Genomic DNA, 15,339 nt, shown 5'->3' with positions numbered 1-15,339 from the left:
CCCGCCGCCGGTCCCGTCGCGGCATGCTACGCGGCTGCCACCACGCTGCTCGGCCCGGAGCTCTCGCGTTCGGGCTACGAGATCACGGGCCACCCGGCCCTCCGCGAGGCGGTCGCCCGGCACTTCGAGCGGCGCGGCGTCCCGACGGACCCGGAGCAGATCCTCGTGACGTCGGGCGCCCAGCACGCGATCGCCCTCCTGAGCCGGGTCCTGGTCGCGCCGGGAGACCGGGCCCTCATCGAGCAGCCCACGTACCCCCACGCGATCGACGCCCTGCAGGCCGTCAGGGCGCGGCCCGTGCCGGTCCCCGTGGACGTCGAGGGCGGCTGGGACCTGGCCGAGGCTGAGGCGGCTCTGCGGGACGTCGGGCCCGCGCTCGGCTACGTCATGCCCGACTTCCAGAACCCGACCGGGGCGAGCCTCCGCGAGGACGAACGCGAGCGCCTCACGCGCGCGGCCGACCGCCACGGGACCGTCCTCGTTGCCGACGAGACCACGATGTGGCTCGATCTCCGCCGCGGGCCGCGGCGGCCGCTTGCTGGGTTCTCCCCCGCCGTCGTCACGGTCGGCGGGCTCGGCAAGCTCGCGTGGGGCGGGCTCCGCGTCGGGTGGATCCGCGCGAGCCGATCGCTCGTGTCCCGCGTGGCTCAGTCGCGCACGAGCCTGGACCTCGGCACCCCGGTCTTCGAGCAGCTCGTCGCGGTGGAGCTCCTCGCGCGCGAACATGAGCTTGTGGCCGAGCGGCGCGTGCGGCTCGGCGCAGGCCTCGCGGCGCTTCGGGGGGCGCTCGCGGAGGACTTCCCGCAATGGACCGTTCCGGATCCCGACGGCGGCCTGGCCGTGTGGTTGGACTGCTCGCCCTGGTCGTCGTCCGAGCTCGTCCTCGGAGCCCGGGAGGAGGGCCTCGCCCTCACGGCCGGGCCGCGCTTCGGGCTCCACGGTGCGTTCGAGGGGCGGCTGAGGCTGCCGTTCACGGACACCCCGGACGCTATCCGGGCGGCGGTTCGCGCGCTCCGACGAGCCGCCGACCGGCACGCGAGCGGGCCGCTCACGGAGCCGCTCGTCGCAGTCTGACGGGGCACAGCACGCTGCGCCAACATGTTGTCCACAGGCTCCCCCACGCGGGGTTCCGCTGGGCTAGGGTAGTGGAAAGAATGGGGGTTGGAGGGCCAGAAAATGGACTGGATCGCACATAACGCGTGGATGCTGTGGCTCGTTCTGGCCCTCGTTCTCGGCGGGATCGAGATGGTCAGCTTGAGCCTCGTTTTCGCCATGCTCAGCGGCGGGGCCCTCGCGGCCTTCGTCGCCGCTCTCCTCGGCGGCCCCGCGTGGCTTCAGGGCCTCGTGTTCGCCCTTGTCTCGGTTGGCATGGTCGCCTTCGTCCGTCCCGTCGCGATGCGCTATATGCGCCGGGGCATCGAGGACGTCCGCACCAACGTCGATCGGCTCGTGGGTGCACGGGCCACGGTCGTCGAACCGGTCGACAGCAGCAAGGGCCTCGTGAAGATCGGAGGCGACGTCTGGACGGCTCGCGCCGAGCGCGGCGAGTTCCTTCCGGGGGACGTGGTCCAAGTCGTCGCCATCGATGGAGCAACGGCCGTCGTCGCCCCCAGCGGCGAGACCTCACCATATCGGAGCTGACGGCCCATCCAGAGGCCGCCGCAATCACACCAGGGGGTAATCATGGATGTAGGTGGAGTTCTCCTCCTCGTCGTCGTCATCGCGCTGATCCTGTTCGTCATGACCGTCCTCGTTCGGTCGGTGCGGATCATCCCGCAGGCCCGCGCGGGCGTCGTCGAACGCCTCGGGAAGTACCAGCGCACGCTGAGCCCGGGGCTCACGCTGCTCATCCCGTTCGTCGACCGGCTCCTGCCGCTTCTCGATCTCCGAGAGCAGGTGGTCTCCTTCCCGCCTCAGCCGGTCATCACCTCGGACAACCTCGTCGTGTCCATCGACACGGTCGTGTACTTCCAGGTCACCGATCCGCGCGCCGCGACGTACGAGATCGCCAACTACATCCAGGCCGTCGAGCAGCTCACCATCACGACCCTCCGCAACGTGGTCGGCGGGCTCAACCTCGAAGAGGCGCTCACCTCGCGCGACCAGATCAACGGCCAGCTGCGCGGCGTCCTCGACGAGGCGACCGGGCGCTGGGGCCTGCGCGTCTCACGCGTTGAGCTCAAGGCGATCGAGCCGCCCCACTCGATTCAGGATTCGATGGAGAAGCAGATGCGTGCCGAGCGTGATCGGCGCGCCGCGATCCTCACCGCGGAAGGCACCAAGCAGTCGGCCATCCTCACGGCCGAGGGCGAACGGCAGTCGCAGATCCTCAAGGCCGAAGGCCAGGCGAAGGCCGCCGTGCTCAAGGCCGACGGCGAGTCGCAGGCCATCCAGAAGGTCTTTGACGCGATCCACCGCGGCAACCCCGACAACAAGCTCCTCGCCTACCAGTACCTCCAGACGCTCCCCAAGATCGCCGAGGGCAACTCCAACAAGCTCTGGATCATCCCCAGCGAGGTCGGAGAGGCGCTCAAGGGCATCGGCAGCGTCCTCGGCACAGCGGGCCAGGCGTTCGCCGCGTCCGGCGGCGGCGCTCCTGCCGCGCCTCAGCACACGGACGACGGCGTGGCCCCCTCGGGCGAGCTCGTCGCCGAGGCTTCCTCGAACCCGGACAGCCTCGAGGACGACGCCCGGGCCTTCGAGGAGGAGGCCGGCAGGCCGTCGGAGCTCGACGCGGAGGCGCAGGGAATCCTCGAGCGCCACACGCGCCGCGGTGGCCCCGACGACGCGCCTGCCTGACCGACCAGCCGCGGCGCCCGCGTGGGCGCTTATAATGGGAAGTCCGCCCGGGAACACGCGAGCGTCCGCGGGCGTTGAGATGTGCGTCGGATCCTGGGGTCCGGACCGCAGAACGTGAGGGAGTAGATATGAGCGACCGCAGCCTGCGCGGCATGCGCTTGGGTGCACAGTCCATGGAAAGCGAGGCGGGCGTCGAGCCGGCGCCGCGCCAGCGCGTCGAGTACCGCTGCGAGGACGGCGAGCAGGTCTTCGTGACGTTCTCCTCCGAGGCGGAGATCCCTCCCGTCTGGACGTCGAAGACGGGCAAGGAAGCCTTCCTTGTGGACGGCGAGCGTCCGTCCGAGGGCAACGAGAAGGCCGTGCGCACGCACTGGGACATGCTCCTGGAGCGCCGCAGCATCCCCGAGCTCGAGCATATCCTCGAGGATCGACTCGCGCTCCTGCGCGAGAAGCGCGGCGAGCGCGCGGGCTAGGCCTTACGCGGCCACAGACTGAGAAGGGCGGGAACCTCACGGTTCCCGCCCTTCTTGCACTTTCACACCGTGAGACCGGGTGCGGCCAGATGAATCGGGCCGCGAAAGCTTTCGGCGGCGTCGACCAGCGCCTGCGGCCCCATCGCGGGATCTGACAGATGCGTCACGACAAGTTGCCGGACTCCCGCCTCGGTGGCGAGCTGGCCCGCAAGCCGCGCCGTGAGGTGTCCATGGCCGGTGAGCGCATCGGAGTCGGCTTCCAGATAGGTCGCCTCGCACACAAAGACGTCGGCGCCGCGCGCGGCCTCAACGACCGCCTCGCAGTAACCCGTGTCCGAGGAGAACGCGAGCACCCCTCCGCCGTTGGCTTCGAACCTGAGTGCAGCCGAGGGAACGCTGTGGTGGGCGGCGTACGAAAGGAATCGAAGCCCGTCGACCTCATGCCACGTTGTGCCATCCTGCGGCAGGCCGTGGACACTCCACGACTGGAAGATCGGGCTCTTCATGGTCGGCAGCGTCGGAATTCCGAACAGTGCGTCGAACTGCTTCAGCCGGCGTATTTCCGGTGCGGGGACGAACAAGGGGATTTCCGGCAGCACCTCCGGAAACGTCCACCTATAGGCCCACGCCATCAGATCCAGACTGTGATCGGCGTGCAGGTGGGTGACTACGATGGCACGGAGTTCAGCGAGATCGTGACCGGCCTGGAGGTAGGCGAGCAGCGAACCAGGCCCGGCGTCGACCAAGACGAATCCGGTGTCACCGCGCACGAGGTAGGAGGACGCCGAGCCCGCTGCTGTGGGCGCCGTCGCGCAGCTGCCGACTACCTCGCACTGTGGCGTCACGGCGCACCGACCAAGAGGTCGGCCAGCCTGGGCCTCACGGCGATCCGGAGGTGCGGGCCAAGGCGCGCCCCCGCCGGTACACGGGCCATGAGAACGAGGTCTCCGGCCCGAAGAGACACGTGCATCGCGTCGCCCACGAACTCTGTGTGGAGCACGTCAACATCGAGGACGGACCCGCCGTCGTCGGCCAGCGGCTCCGCCACGACCATGAGCGACTCGGGTCGCAGGAGGACCCGCGTGCCTTCATGAACCGACTGCCGCCGCCTCAGGCTGGACAGAGGCACGCGCCACCGTCCTCCGAGAAGAAGTGCGCAGCCATTCTCGATTCGGGCGTCGAGGAGGAGCGACTGCGAGAGGAAATCGGCGACAAAGGCGTCCACCGGGTCTTCCCATAGCTCACGGGCCGGCCCGAACTGAACCACCGTGCCCGCCCGCAATACCGCAATTCGACGGCCCAGGGCGAGGGCCTCTTCCTGATCGTGGGTGACGAGAAGGGTCGCGCTGTCTGTCGCCGCAAGGAGTGCCCCGAGCTCGCGCCTCAGCCCACCGCGCAGCTGGGGGTCAAGGGCGGCCATGGGCTCGTCCAAAAGCAGCACGCTCGGCTCGACGGCCAAGGCCCGAGCGAGGGCGACTCGCTGGCGCTGCCCTCCGGAGAGCTGGGCCGGCTGCCGGTTCGCGAGGGAGGTCAGCGAGGTGAGTTCGAGGAGGTCCGCCACCGCGCGTTGGCGCTTCTGAGAAGGCACCCCGCGAGCCCGCATCCCGTAGGCAATATTGGCCGCGACGCTCATGTGTGGAAACAAGGCATAGTTCTGGGGAACGAGGCCGACGCCCCGCGATGCAGAGCGCTCGCGCGTGACCTCTCGGTCTCGAATCATGATCCGACCCTCGCTGACGGGAACGAGGCCGGCGACCGCACGCAGCGTCGTGCTCTTGCCGCACCCCGAGGGGCCGACCAGTGCGACCGTCTCGCCCGGGGCCACGTCGAGGGCCACTTCCTGGGCAGCGATAGTTTCTCCGTACCTGACGGTTGCGTTGTCGACGATCAACCCGGCGTGCTGTGCGGATTTATGGGGCGATACCGTCACGAGTCATTCCTCCTAGCCCGCCGTTGGATCGAGACGATCGCCATCAGGACGGGAATGATGAAGGCGATGAAGATCATGGTCTGCGCCGAGGCGAGCTCGAGGCGCCCGGTCGAATAGGAATCGAAGAGCGCGAACGGAACGGTGGGCGCGGCAGGGGCGTTCACGAAGAAACTGATATTGAACTCACCGAATGAGAGCGCGAACACCATCGAGGCAGCCTGGGCCGTCGCGAGTGCACAAGCGGGAGCGGTGATCGTCCGCACGACGTGAACGGACCGGGCCCCGAGACTCGCGGCGACCTCCTCTGCCGCCTTGAGGCCGTCATCGCTCAGCACCGGGACCAGGGCAGCAAGCGTGAAGGGCAAGGTCAGCACCACATGCGCCATGACGAGAAGGAACCCGCTCGGCCTGAGGGCGGGGAACGTCCCGACGAGCGCCACGCTGAGTGCGATCCCGGGGACTGCAAGCGGAACGTTGACGAGGTACCCCACAACGCGGGTCACAGGTGAAGCGGTCCGGGCGATCCACCACGCGATGACGCCCCCGAGGGTCAGATTGAGAACGACGACGAGGGCGGCCACGGCCATACTGCGCGCCACAGCGGGGGCGAGTGGTGCCCACGCATAGCGGAGCCAGTCCAAGGTGGCACCGCCGCCCCACGGGCCGTGCGAGAAGTCAACGCTTGTCGCGGCGAGTGCGGTTCCCAGGATGGGAAGGAGAATGAACGCCCCGACCGCAAAGCGAACCATCTTGTTCACGCCCGGCTCACCGCCCATTTCGAGAAGTGCGCAAGGACCCGGCCGAACACGATCGAGAAGACGGCGACGACCGCCAGGAGCACGGCGAGAGCAGATGAATCGGCAAGCCTGAAGCCCGTCGTGAGTTCGTTGACTACGTTCAAGGGGAGGAGCCGGACTCCAGCCGAAAGAGTGGCGACGGTGCCATAGCCGCCGAGCGCTACAGCATTGGCGGTCGCGCAGGCCTCGATGATCGAAGGCAACAGGATGGGAAGCGTCACCGTCACGAACACACGTGATCGTGACGCACCGAGGGTCTCGGCACATTCCGCGAGCGCCGGATCGAGAGCGGCCGCCGCGCCGCGCAGCGGTCCAAGAACCCGCGGAAGGCTGAAGTAGACATACGCAATGAGCATTCCGGCGAAGACATAGGCGAACCCCGACAAGCCGTCCCAGACGAGCGCGAGCAGACCCGTGCGCCCCACGAGGACGATGGCAAAGAATCCAATGATGATCCCGGGCAAGCCGATGGGGAGAGTCAGTACTGTTTGTTCGAAAGCGGTTCCCGCGCCTCGTGGCAGGCCTTGCTGGCTCCTAGTGCGAGGCAGCACGATCGGCAGCACCACCGCGAGGCTAATCACGACGCTGCCCAGCGAGATCAGCACGGAATTTCCGAGCGCGGTGTGGATCGTCCCGGACGCCAAGGCTCGTTGGTAGTGCTCAAAGGTGAATCCGCCGCCCGAACGCACGGCACCCAGTCCGACGGAGTTGGCGACGAGTGCGCAGACCGGGTACGCGCTGAACATGAGGATCGGCGCGAGCGCGACAAGAAGAGCGAAGTGCCCGGCCAGCGCAGTGCCCGTGCGGGCACCGCGCCAGCCCGAGAGCGAAGCCTTCGACACTAGAAGCCGACCTTGTCCTGGTAGAGCTTGATGAAGTCCTGCTGCACCTTGCCCTGCTTGCCGTAGTCGACCGTGGCGGCGCGCTGGTAGTCAGAGTCGGGCAGGACCTTGGCGGCGATTTCCGGCGGGACGCTGCCGATCACCGGCCGCATGTATCCCTTGGCAAACAGAGCCTGGCCTTCCTTCGAGAAGTAGAAGTCGAGAAGAGCCTGGCCGTTGGCCTGGTGTGGTGCGCCCGCAACCAGGCCCACAACGTAAGGGATCTGAAGGGAGCCCTCCTGGGGGATCACCACCGCGACGTTCGCGCCGGTGTCCCGGAGCTTGTAGCCGTTGAAATCCGTGTCGATGAGAATCGGGATCTCGCCCTGCGCCACCTTCGCCGTTGCCGTCTGGGCGGACGTGGACGCACCGTTGGCCTTGAGCGCCTTGAGGTAGTCGAGTCCAGGCGTCCAGTTGTCAAGCGTTCCCCCGAGGGCAAGATTCGCCGCGGTGGCCACGGAATACCCGACGGCGGCCTGAGTGGGATCGAGGTATCCCACCTTCCCCTTGTACTTCGGGTCGAGGAGATCGCGCCAGCCGGTCGGCACCGGGGCCCCGCCGAGATGGTCCTTGTTGACGATGAAGGCCACCGTTCCGGTGTGGACGGTTGACCACAGTCCGGCGGGGTCACGCAGATCCGACGGAACGTCCTGCGCGCCAGCTGGGACATACTTTTGAAGGACGTCGGCGCCTGCAAGCTGGCCGGCGAAGGCTATGCCCGCGTACGCGACGTCTGCGACCGGCGACCCCTTCTCGGCCTGCAGTGCGGCCAACGCCTGGCCGGAATTCTTCGGGTCGTTGGGGGCATTGATGCCCGTCTTCTGGGTGAAGGCCGGCAGCACCTCTCCGAAGTTCCCCCATTGGGCGGGCGAGTTGTAGGTGATGACGATCGAGTCCCCAGAACCCGTTGGCCGCGAGCTTGTCGCGTCCGAAGGAGCCGCGACGTTGCCGCATGCCGAGAGCGCTGTTGTCGTGGCGAGTAAGGCGAGGAACGCGGTGGACGCGCGAAGCCAAGTTTTCATGATCTCCCCTGGTAGGTGCGAGTGCAGTTACCGGCCGAGCCGATGCTTAAACCATTCAGCACGGTGTTGACCTCAGGCGTTCGTCGCGCTGAACACCAACCGCAGAGAATCCAAATTCCGGGTGAACGCCCCTCCCCCGCGCCCCTCCTGACGTGTCCGGCCGACCGTCGGACCGATACTTGAACGAACACCGCAGCGCGAGCTGACCACTCCATTCGCCGAAAGGACACCCATGGCCCCACGAGCCCCGCGAGCCACGTTGCGCGACGTTGCCCTGCGCGCCGGAGTGTCGGCTGCCCTCGCGAGCTATGCGCTCAACGGAACCGGTCGGGTCGCGGCCGAGACGATCGAACGGGTCCTCACGGCTGCCCGAGAGCTCGATTACCAAGTCGACGCCCGCGCCCGCAGCCTCCGTACGGGCGTCTCGAGTGTCTACGGGGTCATCATCCGCAACATGCGGAATCCGTTCTTTCTCAACGTCCTGCGCGGCATGGAAACGCGTGCTGATCAAGACGGCGCATCACTGCTGATCGTCAACTCCGGATACGACCCGAATCGAGAGGCGGCTGCACTGCGGCGGCTCACGTCCGAAGGCGTCGGAGGTATCGCCATTGCGCCCATCGGACGGAACGGAAGGCTCGGCGAGTGGGCCGCCGCCCATGAGAGGCTCCCCATCGTCGCATTCAACCGAACTCCGGATCCTGCCGATCTCGTCGGTTCGGCACGCGTGCCCACGGCCGGGCCCGACGATCACCATGCCGTCGAGCTCGCTTTGGGGCACCTGCGCGAGCGCGGACACCGCGAGGTGTTCCTCATCGCAGCTCCCATCGACCTCGCAGCCGACTGGGGTCGCCAAGAGGAGTTCCTCAGGCTTTGCGAAGAGTGGGAAATCCGAGGGAGCATCGTGCGCTGTTCGCTCGATCATGACAGCGTCATGCAGGCGACCGCCCAGATCATCGACAGGACTCGTGTCCCCGGCTTGATAGTCAACTCGGACTATCTCGGCGCGGCGATCTATGACGCGGCCCGCTCACGAGGCGTTGTCGTCGGAGACGAACTCAGCGTCATCGGCCATGACGACCTGGCGACATCCGCACTTCTCGAGCCGGGCCTCACCACCATCGCATTTGACCAGGAGCGGCTCGGGGTCGAAGTCATGTCGATGCTGCTCGAATCGACGCCCGGCCAGAATGACCTTCGCCTCCCCGTCCACCTCGTGACGCGCGGGTCAGTCGCCGCCCTTCGCTAGGCCTTCGCTGGGCCTTCGCCGGACCTTCGCCGGACCTTCGCTGGACCTTCGCTGGACCTTCGCTGGACCTTCGAAGCCTCCCTGAAACCGCCGCGATGCCCGCAATCTGCCGGAGCCTGGCCCGACGGTGGCTGTTCGAACAGTTGACGTGGCCACGTTCTCGGCTCAGTCGGCGAGCACGCCAGCGACCGCGTCGACGACCAGCTGAAACACCATCTCGGCACCCTCGGCGCGCGACTGTGAGGCCGCGGCCCGCCACGCGGCCCCGAGCGTGTCTCCCGCGTCCACGCGCGCGCCGAGCTCGGCAGAGAAGGAGCGGAAATCCGCCGCCGTCGCCGTAGCGTTGCCGTCCACGGCGTCCGCTGCCGCCGCGATGCCGCGCACGACCACCGCCTGGTCGGACTGCTCGGCGGCGTCGCAGACCTCGCTGAAGGCGCGCAGCCCAAGCCTCCACGCGGAGCCTTCATCGCCTACCGCGAACGGCAGCCAAGCGCGCGCCGCCGAGCGGAGCGCCTGGCCGGCGCCGGCTCCGATCTCATCGGCAACCCGGGCGGCATCCGCCGCTGCAGTTGCCCCTTTGCGCACCGAGCGCAAAGCCACAACGTCGCCGGCGACGTCATTCGTCATCCCGGCCTCGGCGATGGCTTCATACACAGCGCGAACGCAGCTCGCGTCGAGACGCCCTGGCTCCTCGGCGTCGCGGGCGCGGCTCGCCTCGAGAGCCTGGGAATCGCCTAGCGCCGGATCGGGATCGATCCCGCGGGCGAGCTGGTTGGCGAGCGCGTCGGCGCTCTCGTGGATATCGGACATCGCAATCCTCCAGCGAAAGAGCGGCGGGATCCTCTTCGTGACCGAGCCAGTTCGCCCGCCTGCACAACTCGTCGCCCATCATAGCGGGCAGCGGCCGGGCGCGATGCGAATTTCGCACCGCACCCGGCCGGGGCTGCGCGGGTCAGAATCCGATCGGTTCGCGGACCAGGACGACGGTTCCTCGGTTGGGGAAAAGCTCACCGTTGATGATGAGGATCTTGGCCAAGGTCGCGGGCATGCCGACCGTGTGGCGGAATCGCTCGTCTTCCATCGGGTAGGCGTAGGTCTCGATACGGCGCAGGGCCGTCTCGAGGTCGGAGACGATCTTCTGCGTCCCGACCACCCAGATGGCCTTCCCAGCGGAGTAGCTGTAGTGGCTGAGCTGGCTGCCGCTCCCCGACGCGGCGAGTATCTGGCCCGACTCGGTCACGGCGTGGATGCTTCCCACAACGTAGTCCGGCGCCGCCCCAGCGACCCTCATCTCGTCGAACCGCCCGGCCTCGCGGAGGGCCGCGAGCGTCGGGCGGACGGCGTTGTACTTCCCGGAATCGTTGATGTCCGCGTCGATGCCACTGATCCGCAGCGTCTCGCTCGAGGACGTGAAGACGGACTTGTCGGTGGGCAGGATCTCGGCAACGAGGGTGCGGGCTTCGGCCGCGGTGTCGACCACGTGTACCGCATAGCCCCTCCCGCGCAGGGCCGCGGCGGCCCGCTGGACGCGCTCTTCCCCCGCGGGGGTCTCGAAGCTCTGGTCGAGCTCCAGCCCGTGCGGCGTGGTCGTGGTGGCCTCGGTGTTCTCGACGTCGACAGTGGTTTCAGGCATGATTTCTGCTCCTAGAGTGAAGTTGGTTCTGGCTGCGGTTGGTCGGTCCGAGTGGGGTCGCCCGACGACGCACGTCGGCTTGGGGCGGCGTCGCCGTCACGAACCCTGAGGGTCAGCAGCAGGCCAAGGGCTCCTATCGCTGCGCTGGCCCAGAACACGTCGTGGAAGGCCCCGAAGCTGGCCGCGGCCCGCTCCGCCTCGGTGGCGGCCGCTCCCAGCGAGCCGAGGCGGGTCGACGCGCTGGCCGCCAGCAGAGTCGCCATGAGCGCTACCGACACCGCGCTAGCGAGCTGGCGCGCGGTCGAGAAGATCGCAGACGCCCGTCCCGTGTCCGCGAGCGAAATGCCGGTGAAGGTTGCCGCGTTGAGCGGCACCAAGCTCAGGGCTCCGCCGAAGCCCAGAAGGGCCAAGGCTGCCCCAAGCCACGGAACGCTCGCCGCGGAGTCGACACCAGCGAGGATCGCCTGGCTCACGATGACGAGGGCGAAGCCGGCCATGAGCATGCTTCGCGGTCCGATGCGTTGGAATACCCGGTCCGCGATGACCAGCCCAGCGAGCATCCCGACGGCCTGCCAGGAGGTGACGAGGCCGGACTGTGTCGCGGACAGTCCGAGCTGGGTCTGGACGAGCAGCGGCACGACGAACAGGGCGCCAGTCATCACCCCAGCGGCCGGAAGAAGCAGGGCGTTGCCGAGCCGGAACATCCGGTCCCGGAGCAGGCCGAGGTCGATCATCGGTGCGCGCGACCGCCGCTCCACCAGCACGAAGACGACCCCTAGGGCAAGCCCGAGGGCGGCAGTGCTCAGCGCGACCACGTTCCAGCCTTCGCGCGCGCCCTTCTCAAGGCCGATCAGCAAGAAGGCAAGCCCGCCCCCTCCGGAGAGGAACCCGGCCAGGTCAAATCGGCCCGCTGCGCGCCGCTCACCCGGCTTCAGCACGAGCACGCTGTAGACCACAGCGAGTGCCGCGATCGGCAGCTTGAGGAAGAAGATCCAGCGCCAGGACACTTCGTCGGCCAGCCAACCGCCGAGCACCGGGCCAAGCGCCGGGGCCAGCGTGGTCGGAATGGTCAGCAACGCAGACGCCCGCGCACGCTCCTCGGGCGGAAAGGCCCGGAACAGCATGGCCGTGCCGACGGGGAGAATCAGTCCGCCGCCCACGCCCTGGACGGCCCGGGCGACGACCAGCTCCGGAATCGACCCGACCAGGCCGGCCCACAGAGAGGCCGCGGTATAGATGACCAGCGCCGCGACGAAGGTGCGCTTGTCTCCGAATCGGTCCGCGACCCACCCGGACGCGGGAATGAAGACCGCGAGGCTGATGAGGTAGGCCGTCACGACCCACTGCAGCTCGCTCGTCCCTGAGGAGAAGTACCGGCCGAGGATCGGCAGCGCCGTATTGAGCACCGTCATGTCGAGGATTTCCAGGAACAGGGCCATGGCGACGGCTATCGCCACGAGCCACTTGTAGGGGATGCTCCGCGCGATCGAAGTCATGGTTGCTCCAGCACCCCAGTGGTGCGCTCCGTCACGTCAGATCACCGCGATCTGCAGTGCCGTGGCTGCGGCCGCGACGACGAAGAAGACCACAGGTCCCGCGGACTTCGCGAAGCCATCCCTCGCCCGGAGGTGGTAGGCCAGCGCGCCGATCATCAGCAGAGCCAGCCCGATTCCTGCGGCGACGCCGAGCGGCTCCAGAAGCAGGCCTAGCGCGACTCCCGCGCCGCCCAGGACTTCAAGCACGCCGATGGTCCGCTGAAACGAAGGCCCGACCCCGAGCCCGTCAAGAATGCCCGCCACCGGCTGCTGTCGGCGGATCTTCTGCACTCCCGCGGCGAGGAAGAGGACGCCGAGGAGCAGGGAGACGATGATGGTGAGGATGCTCATGTGAAAGGCTCCTTGAGAGGTAAGGGAACATGTCGACCGACAAAACCCTTAACTCAATGAAGTTATTCCTTCACTGGATGAACAAGATGGGTGAGGACGTGGACGAGCAGGGGCGCAGGCTGCAGACGTTGGACGAGCTCCTGCGGGTGGCCATCGAGATGAGGCGTCACATCGACGAGGTCGGAGACCAGTTCGGGCTCAGCGGGCCGCAGGTCCGGCTGCTCCTCGCTCTCGATCACCCCTTGCGCATGAACGCCGCGGCCGAGGCGACCGCCTGCGAGCCGCCGCATGTGACGATCCTCGCCGAGCAGATGGAAAGGTCTGGCCTCCTGGTCAGGACCAGAGATCCGGCGGACCGGCGCGCGCGGCTGCTCGTCCTCACCGACGCCGGAGTCAGGAGACGCGAAGAGGTCATCCCGGCCCTGCTGGAAAACGCTCCGGTCGTTTCCGTCCTGGACCTTGAGGCCTGCATCGGCCTGACCCAACACCTCCGGACCGGCCGCGGCGTCTCGGCTGCGGCTGGCCCCGGCTCCGACGGCTGATCGGCCCCTCCGGGGAGGGTTAGACGACCCCTCGCGTCAGCGCTGGCCGCGCCCCGTGAGCTGCTTCCAGCGATCGGTCAGGCCCCACTTGGTCACGTTGACCATGGCCTCGATCACGATGTTGCCGCTCATCTTCGAGGAGCCGAGCTCGCGCTCGACGAAAGTCACCGGGACCTCGACCACCTTGAGGCCCATCTTGTCCACGCGCCAGGCGAGGTCGACCTGGAAGCCGTAGCCCACCGAATCGACGTCATCCAGATCGAGCTTCTCAAGCGTCGTGCGGCGGAAGGCACGGTAGCCGGCGGTCATGTCCTTGACCTTGAGGCCAAGCATGATCCGCGAATACGTGCTTCCGGTGCGGGAGATGAGCTGCCGGTAAAAAGGCCAGTTGACCACGGAGCCGCCCTGGACCCAGCGCGAGCCAATCACGAGGTCGGCGCCCTGCTCGACTGCCTCGAGGAGCCGCGGGAGCTGCTCGGGCTGGTGGGACCCGTCTGCGTCCATCTCGACGATCACGTCGTAGTCGCGCTCGAGGGCCCACTTGAACCCCGCGATGTACGCCGCTCCGAGGCCTTCCTTGCCCTTGCGGTGCATCACGTGGACCTGGGGGTCCTCGGCGGCGATCCGATCCGCGAGCTCGCCCGTGCCGTCGGGGCTGTTGTCGTCCGCCACGAGGACGTCGGAGGCCGGCACCGCCGAGCGCAGGCGTCCAAGCGTTTTGGGCAGGGACTCGAGCTCGTTGTACGTCGGAATGATCGTCAGAATACGCACGCAGGCGTCCCTTTCGGAGGCTGGTCACGGTCGCGGCGCCCTCGCGGGAGGGCGCAATCGCCCATTATATCCAGCACCCCGGCAGGCCCACGCGCCTTCGGGCCAGTCGCGGGGCTGGCAGCTGGTCAGTCCCCCGGCTGTTTTCTACTGACACGTGGACCTGCCCCAGGGCAGTACCGCCATCCGAGGTCTCGATGGCGGCTGGGTTGACCGCAAGCTTCCCACAAGCGGCGCAACCCGATGACATTCGATCCTACGTGCCCTACACAGCCTGTCAACCAGTGCCTGACCTGCGAAAACACGTGTTTTGCCTGCTCAGCCCGGCGTTTCGGACCGGAAAACCGTCCGGCCGTACATGTTCTATGACCGGACCGCCGCCAGGCCTCCGGCGCTGTAGAGGCTCGCGCCGCGGTGAACGGTGGCAAGGCAACGGGGCGGGTTCTCGGTGTCGAGGGCGGGAAGGAGTGGGGTGCGCGCCCTGGGATCGGTGCTCCAAGCCTGGACGCGCTCGTCCGCGACCTGCACCATGAGCTCGTCGACCTCCCAGATCGCGAAGCTCGCGGGCGCTCCCGGCACGAGCTGGCCCATAAGCGGATCGGAGTGCCGCGTCGCCCGCCAGCCGGCGCGCGTGTGGCCGATGAACGCCGCTCGGGCCGAGATCCGCTCGCTGGGCGTCGAGTGGTTGAGGCAAGCCGCAACGCTGGCCCACGGGTCCTGATCGCACACGGGGGCGTCGCTGCCGAAGCACAGCGGCACGCCGGCCGCGGCGTAGCTCGCGAACGGATTCATGCCCTCGTGGCGCGAGCCGAGCCGCTCGGCGTAGAGCCCATCCCTGCCGCCCCACGCGGCCTCAAACAGGGGCTGAGCGCTCACGGTCACCGCGTGGGCCGCGAGCTCGGCGATGGCCTCCCGCGAGGCCATCTCGGCGTGCTCGAGGCGGTGGCCCGCCGCGCGGACGGCTGACGCCCCAGCGAGTTCGCCAGCCCGCCGCAGGCCCTCGAGGGCGATCCCGAGGGCACCGTCGCCGATGACGTGAAATCCGCCCTGCACGCGCAGTTCCGAGCACGCCGCGAGATGGCGCCCCACCTGTTCGGCGTCGAGGTACGGGGTTCCCCGCAGGCCGGGAGCGTCGGCATAGTCGGCGGTGAGAAGCGCCGAGTGCGAGCCGATCGAGCCGTCGATGTTGAGGTCCCCCGCGAGACCGAGCACGGGCACCCCAAGCGAATCGAGAACGGTGCGGGCCTCGTCCGCGGAGCCGACCAGCTGCCCCCAGTACGCCATGACCTCGGGGAGGGCGGCGCCGTCGTCCGCTCCCCTGCCGCCCAGCAGGAGCCGAAGGTCGTCGAGGCCCGCGAT

The 15,339-nt window shown here is 68.1% G+C and carries 17 protein-coding genes; 6 read left to right on the top strand and 11 right to left on the bottom strand.

Annotated features, from left to right (window positions below):
* From ACLN58_RS09230 to ACLN58_RS09215, 4 genes are all read left to right on the top strand, one after another.
* A partial coding sequence (locus tag ACLN58_RS09230; protein WP_415854961.1) for a PLP-dependent aminotransferase family protein occupies positions 1-1,074 on the top strand: 1,074 nt, incomplete at its 5' end.
* Positions 1,075-1,176: 102 nt separating this feature from the next.
* Positions 1,177-1,641, top strand: coding sequence for an NfeD family protein (locus tag ACLN58_RS09225; protein ID WP_415854960.1), 465 nt, complete (start codon positions 1,177-1,179; stop codon positions 1,639-1,641).
* Positions 1,642-1,683: 42 nt separating this feature from the next.
* Positions 1,684-2,799, top strand: a complete 1,116-nt coding sequence (locus ACLN58_RS09220; protein ID WP_415854959.1) for an SPFH domain-containing protein — start codon at positions 1,684-1,686, stop codon at positions 2,797-2,799.
* A 128-nt stretch (positions 2,800-2,927) separates the two neighbouring features.
* Positions 2,928-3,272, top strand: a complete 345-nt coding sequence (locus ACLN58_RS09215; protein WP_415854958.1) for an RNA polymerase-binding protein RbpA — start codon at positions 2,928-2,930, stop codon at positions 3,270-3,272.
* Between the two features lie 62 nt (positions 3,273-3,334).
* Here ACLN58_RS09215 and ACLN58_RS09210 read toward each other — a convergent pair whose 3' ends face one another.
* The 5 genes from ACLN58_RS09210 to ACLN58_RS09190 are packed head-to-tail and all read right to left on the bottom strand — an operon-like array spanning position 3,335 to position 7,902.
* Positions 3,335-4,117 (bottom strand): MBL fold metallo-hydrolase, encoded by a 783-nt coding sequence (locus tag ACLN58_RS09210; protein ID WP_415854957.1) that lies wholly within the window; start codon positions 4,115-4,117, stop codon positions 3,335-3,337.
* On the bottom strand, positions 4,114-5,202 hold the full coding sequence (locus ACLN58_RS09205) for an ABC transporter ATP-binding protein (RefSeq protein ID WP_415854956.1): 1,089 nt from the start codon (positions 5,200-5,202) through the stop codon (positions 4,114-4,116). Before ACLN58_RS09205 ends, ACLN58_RS09210 begins: the two co-directional genes overlap by 4 nt.
* Entirely contained in the window at positions 5,199-5,960 is a 762-nt protein-coding gene (locus ACLN58_RS09200; RefSeq protein WP_415854955.1) for an ABC transporter permease, read from the bottom strand. Before ACLN58_RS09200 ends, ACLN58_RS09205 begins: the two co-directional genes overlap by 4 nt.
* The gene (locus tag ACLN58_RS09195) at positions 5,957-6,841 is read right to left on the bottom strand and encodes an ABC transporter permease subunit (RefSeq protein ID WP_415854954.1); all 885 of its coding nucleotides are present in this window, start codon (positions 6,839-6,841) and stop codon (positions 5,957-5,959) included. The genes ACLN58_RS09200 and ACLN58_RS09195 overlap by 4 nt, the downstream gene beginning before the upstream one ends.
* Entirely contained in the window at positions 6,841-7,902 is a 1,062-nt protein-coding gene (locus ACLN58_RS09190) for an extracellular solute-binding protein (RefSeq protein WP_415854953.1), read from the bottom strand. The genes ACLN58_RS09195 and ACLN58_RS09190 overlap by 1 nt, the downstream gene beginning before the upstream one ends.
* Positions 7,903-8,134: 232 nt before the next feature.
* Between ACLN58_RS09190 and ACLN58_RS09185 the strand changes: the two genes are divergently transcribed.
* On the top strand, positions 8,135-9,151 hold the full coding sequence (locus ACLN58_RS09185) for a LacI family DNA-binding transcriptional regulator (RefSeq protein ID WP_415854952.1): 1,017 nt from the start codon (positions 8,135-8,137) through the stop codon (positions 9,149-9,151).
* Between the two features lie 165 nt (positions 9,152-9,316).
* On the opposite strand, the gene ACLN58_RS09180 is transcribed toward ACLN58_RS09185, so the two are convergent.
* The 4 genes from ACLN58_RS09180 to ACLN58_RS09165 all read right to left on the bottom strand — a co-directional run bounded on the left by ACLN58_RS09180 (position 9,317) and on the right by ACLN58_RS09165 (position 12,670).
* Positions 9,317-9,961, bottom strand: a complete 645-nt coding sequence (locus ACLN58_RS09180; protein WP_415854951.1) for a hypothetical protein — start codon at positions 9,959-9,961, stop codon at positions 9,317-9,319.
* 142 nt (positions 9,962-10,103) lie between these two features.
* Positions 10,104-10,784 carry an LUD domain-containing protein gene (locus ACLN58_RS09175; RefSeq protein WP_415854950.1) on the bottom strand — a complete coding sequence of 227 codons (681 nt, stop codon included), beginning with the start codon at positions 10,782-10,784 and terminating at the stop codon, positions 10,104-10,106.
* An 11-nt stretch (positions 10,785-10,795) separates the two neighbouring features.
* Positions 10,796-12,280 carry an MDR family MFS transporter gene (locus tag ACLN58_RS09170; protein WP_415854949.1) on the bottom strand — a complete coding sequence of 495 codons (1,485 nt, stop codon included), beginning with the start codon at positions 12,278-12,280 and terminating at the stop codon, positions 10,796-10,798.
* 36 nt (positions 12,281-12,316) lie between these two features.
* The gene (locus tag ACLN58_RS09165; RefSeq protein ID WP_415854948.1) at positions 12,317-12,670 is read right to left on the bottom strand and encodes a DoxX family protein; all 354 of its coding nucleotides are present in this window, start codon (positions 12,668-12,670) and stop codon (positions 12,317-12,319) included.
* Positions 12,671-12,726: 56 nt separating this feature from the next.
* Here ACLN58_RS09165 and ACLN58_RS09160 point away from each other — a divergent pair, with 56 nt between their 5' ends.
* The gene (locus tag ACLN58_RS09160) at positions 12,727-13,212 is read left to right on the top strand and encodes a MarR family winged helix-turn-helix transcriptional regulator (protein ID WP_415854947.1); all 486 of its coding nucleotides are present in this window, start codon (positions 12,727-12,729) and stop codon (positions 13,210-13,212) included.
* Between the two features lie 36 nt (positions 13,213-13,248).
* On the opposite strand, the gene ACLN58_RS09155 is transcribed toward ACLN58_RS09160, so the two are convergent.
* Together ACLN58_RS09155 and ACLN58_RS09150 are read right to left on the bottom strand one after the other, a co-directional pair.
* Positions 13,249-13,983, bottom strand: a complete 735-nt coding sequence (locus ACLN58_RS09155; protein ID WP_415854946.1) for a polyprenol monophosphomannose synthase — start codon at positions 13,981-13,983, stop codon at positions 13,249-13,251.
* A gap of 360 nt (positions 13,984-14,343) precedes the next feature.
* On the bottom strand, positions 14,344-15,339 hold a 996-nt coding region (locus tag ACLN58_RS09150; RefSeq protein ID WP_415854945.1), incomplete at its 5' end, for an amidohydrolase family protein.

Source organism: Sinomonas sp. G460-2, assembly GCF_047759905.1.
In the GTDB taxonomy this organism is placed as follows: domain Bacteria; phylum Actinomycetota; class Actinomycetes; order Actinomycetales; family Micrococcaceae; genus Sinomonas.
This window is presented reverse-complemented; position numbering and strand designations above follow the sequence as displayed.

Bases quoted from the DNA above. Each gene is read 5' to 3' on its own strand.
- ACLN58_RS09225 (WP_415854960.1), top strand. From the start codon at position 1,177: ATGGACTGGATCGCACATAACGCGTGGATGCTGTGGCTCGTTCTGGCC.
- ACLN58_RS09220 (WP_415854959.1), top strand. From the start codon at position 1,684: ATGGATGTAGGTGGAGTTCTCCTCCTCGTCGTCGTCATCGCGCTGATC.
- ACLN58_RS09215 (WP_415854958.1), top strand. From the start codon at position 2,928: ATGAGCGACCGCAGCCTGCGCGGCATGCGCTTGGGTGCACAGTCCATG.
- ACLN58_RS09190 (WP_415854953.1), bottom strand. From the start codon at position 7,902: ATGAAAACTTGGCTTCGCGCGTCCACCGCGTTCCTCGCCTTACTCGCC.
- ACLN58_RS09185 (WP_415854952.1), top strand. From the start codon at position 8,135: ATGGCCCCACGAGCCCCGCGAGCCACGTTGCGCGACGTTGCCCTGCGC.
- ACLN58_RS09180 (WP_415854951.1), bottom strand. From the start codon at position 9,961: ATGTCCGATATCCACGAGAGCGCCGACGCGCTCGCCAACCAGCTCGCC.
- ACLN58_RS09175 (WP_415854950.1), bottom strand. From the start codon at position 10,784: ATGCCTGAAACCACTGTCGACGTCGAGAACACCGAGGCCACCACGACC.
- ACLN58_RS09170 (WP_415854949.1), bottom strand. From the start codon at position 12,280: ATGACTTCGATCGCGCGGAGCATCCCCTACAAGTGGCTCGTGGCGATA.
- ACLN58_RS09165 (WP_415854948.1), bottom strand. From the start codon at position 12,670: ATGAGCATCCTCACCATCATCGTCTCCCTGCTCCTCGGCGTCCTCTTC.
- ACLN58_RS09160 (WP_415854947.1), top strand. From the start codon at position 12,727: ATGAAGTTATTCCTTCACTGGATGAACAAGATGGGTGAGGACGTGGAC.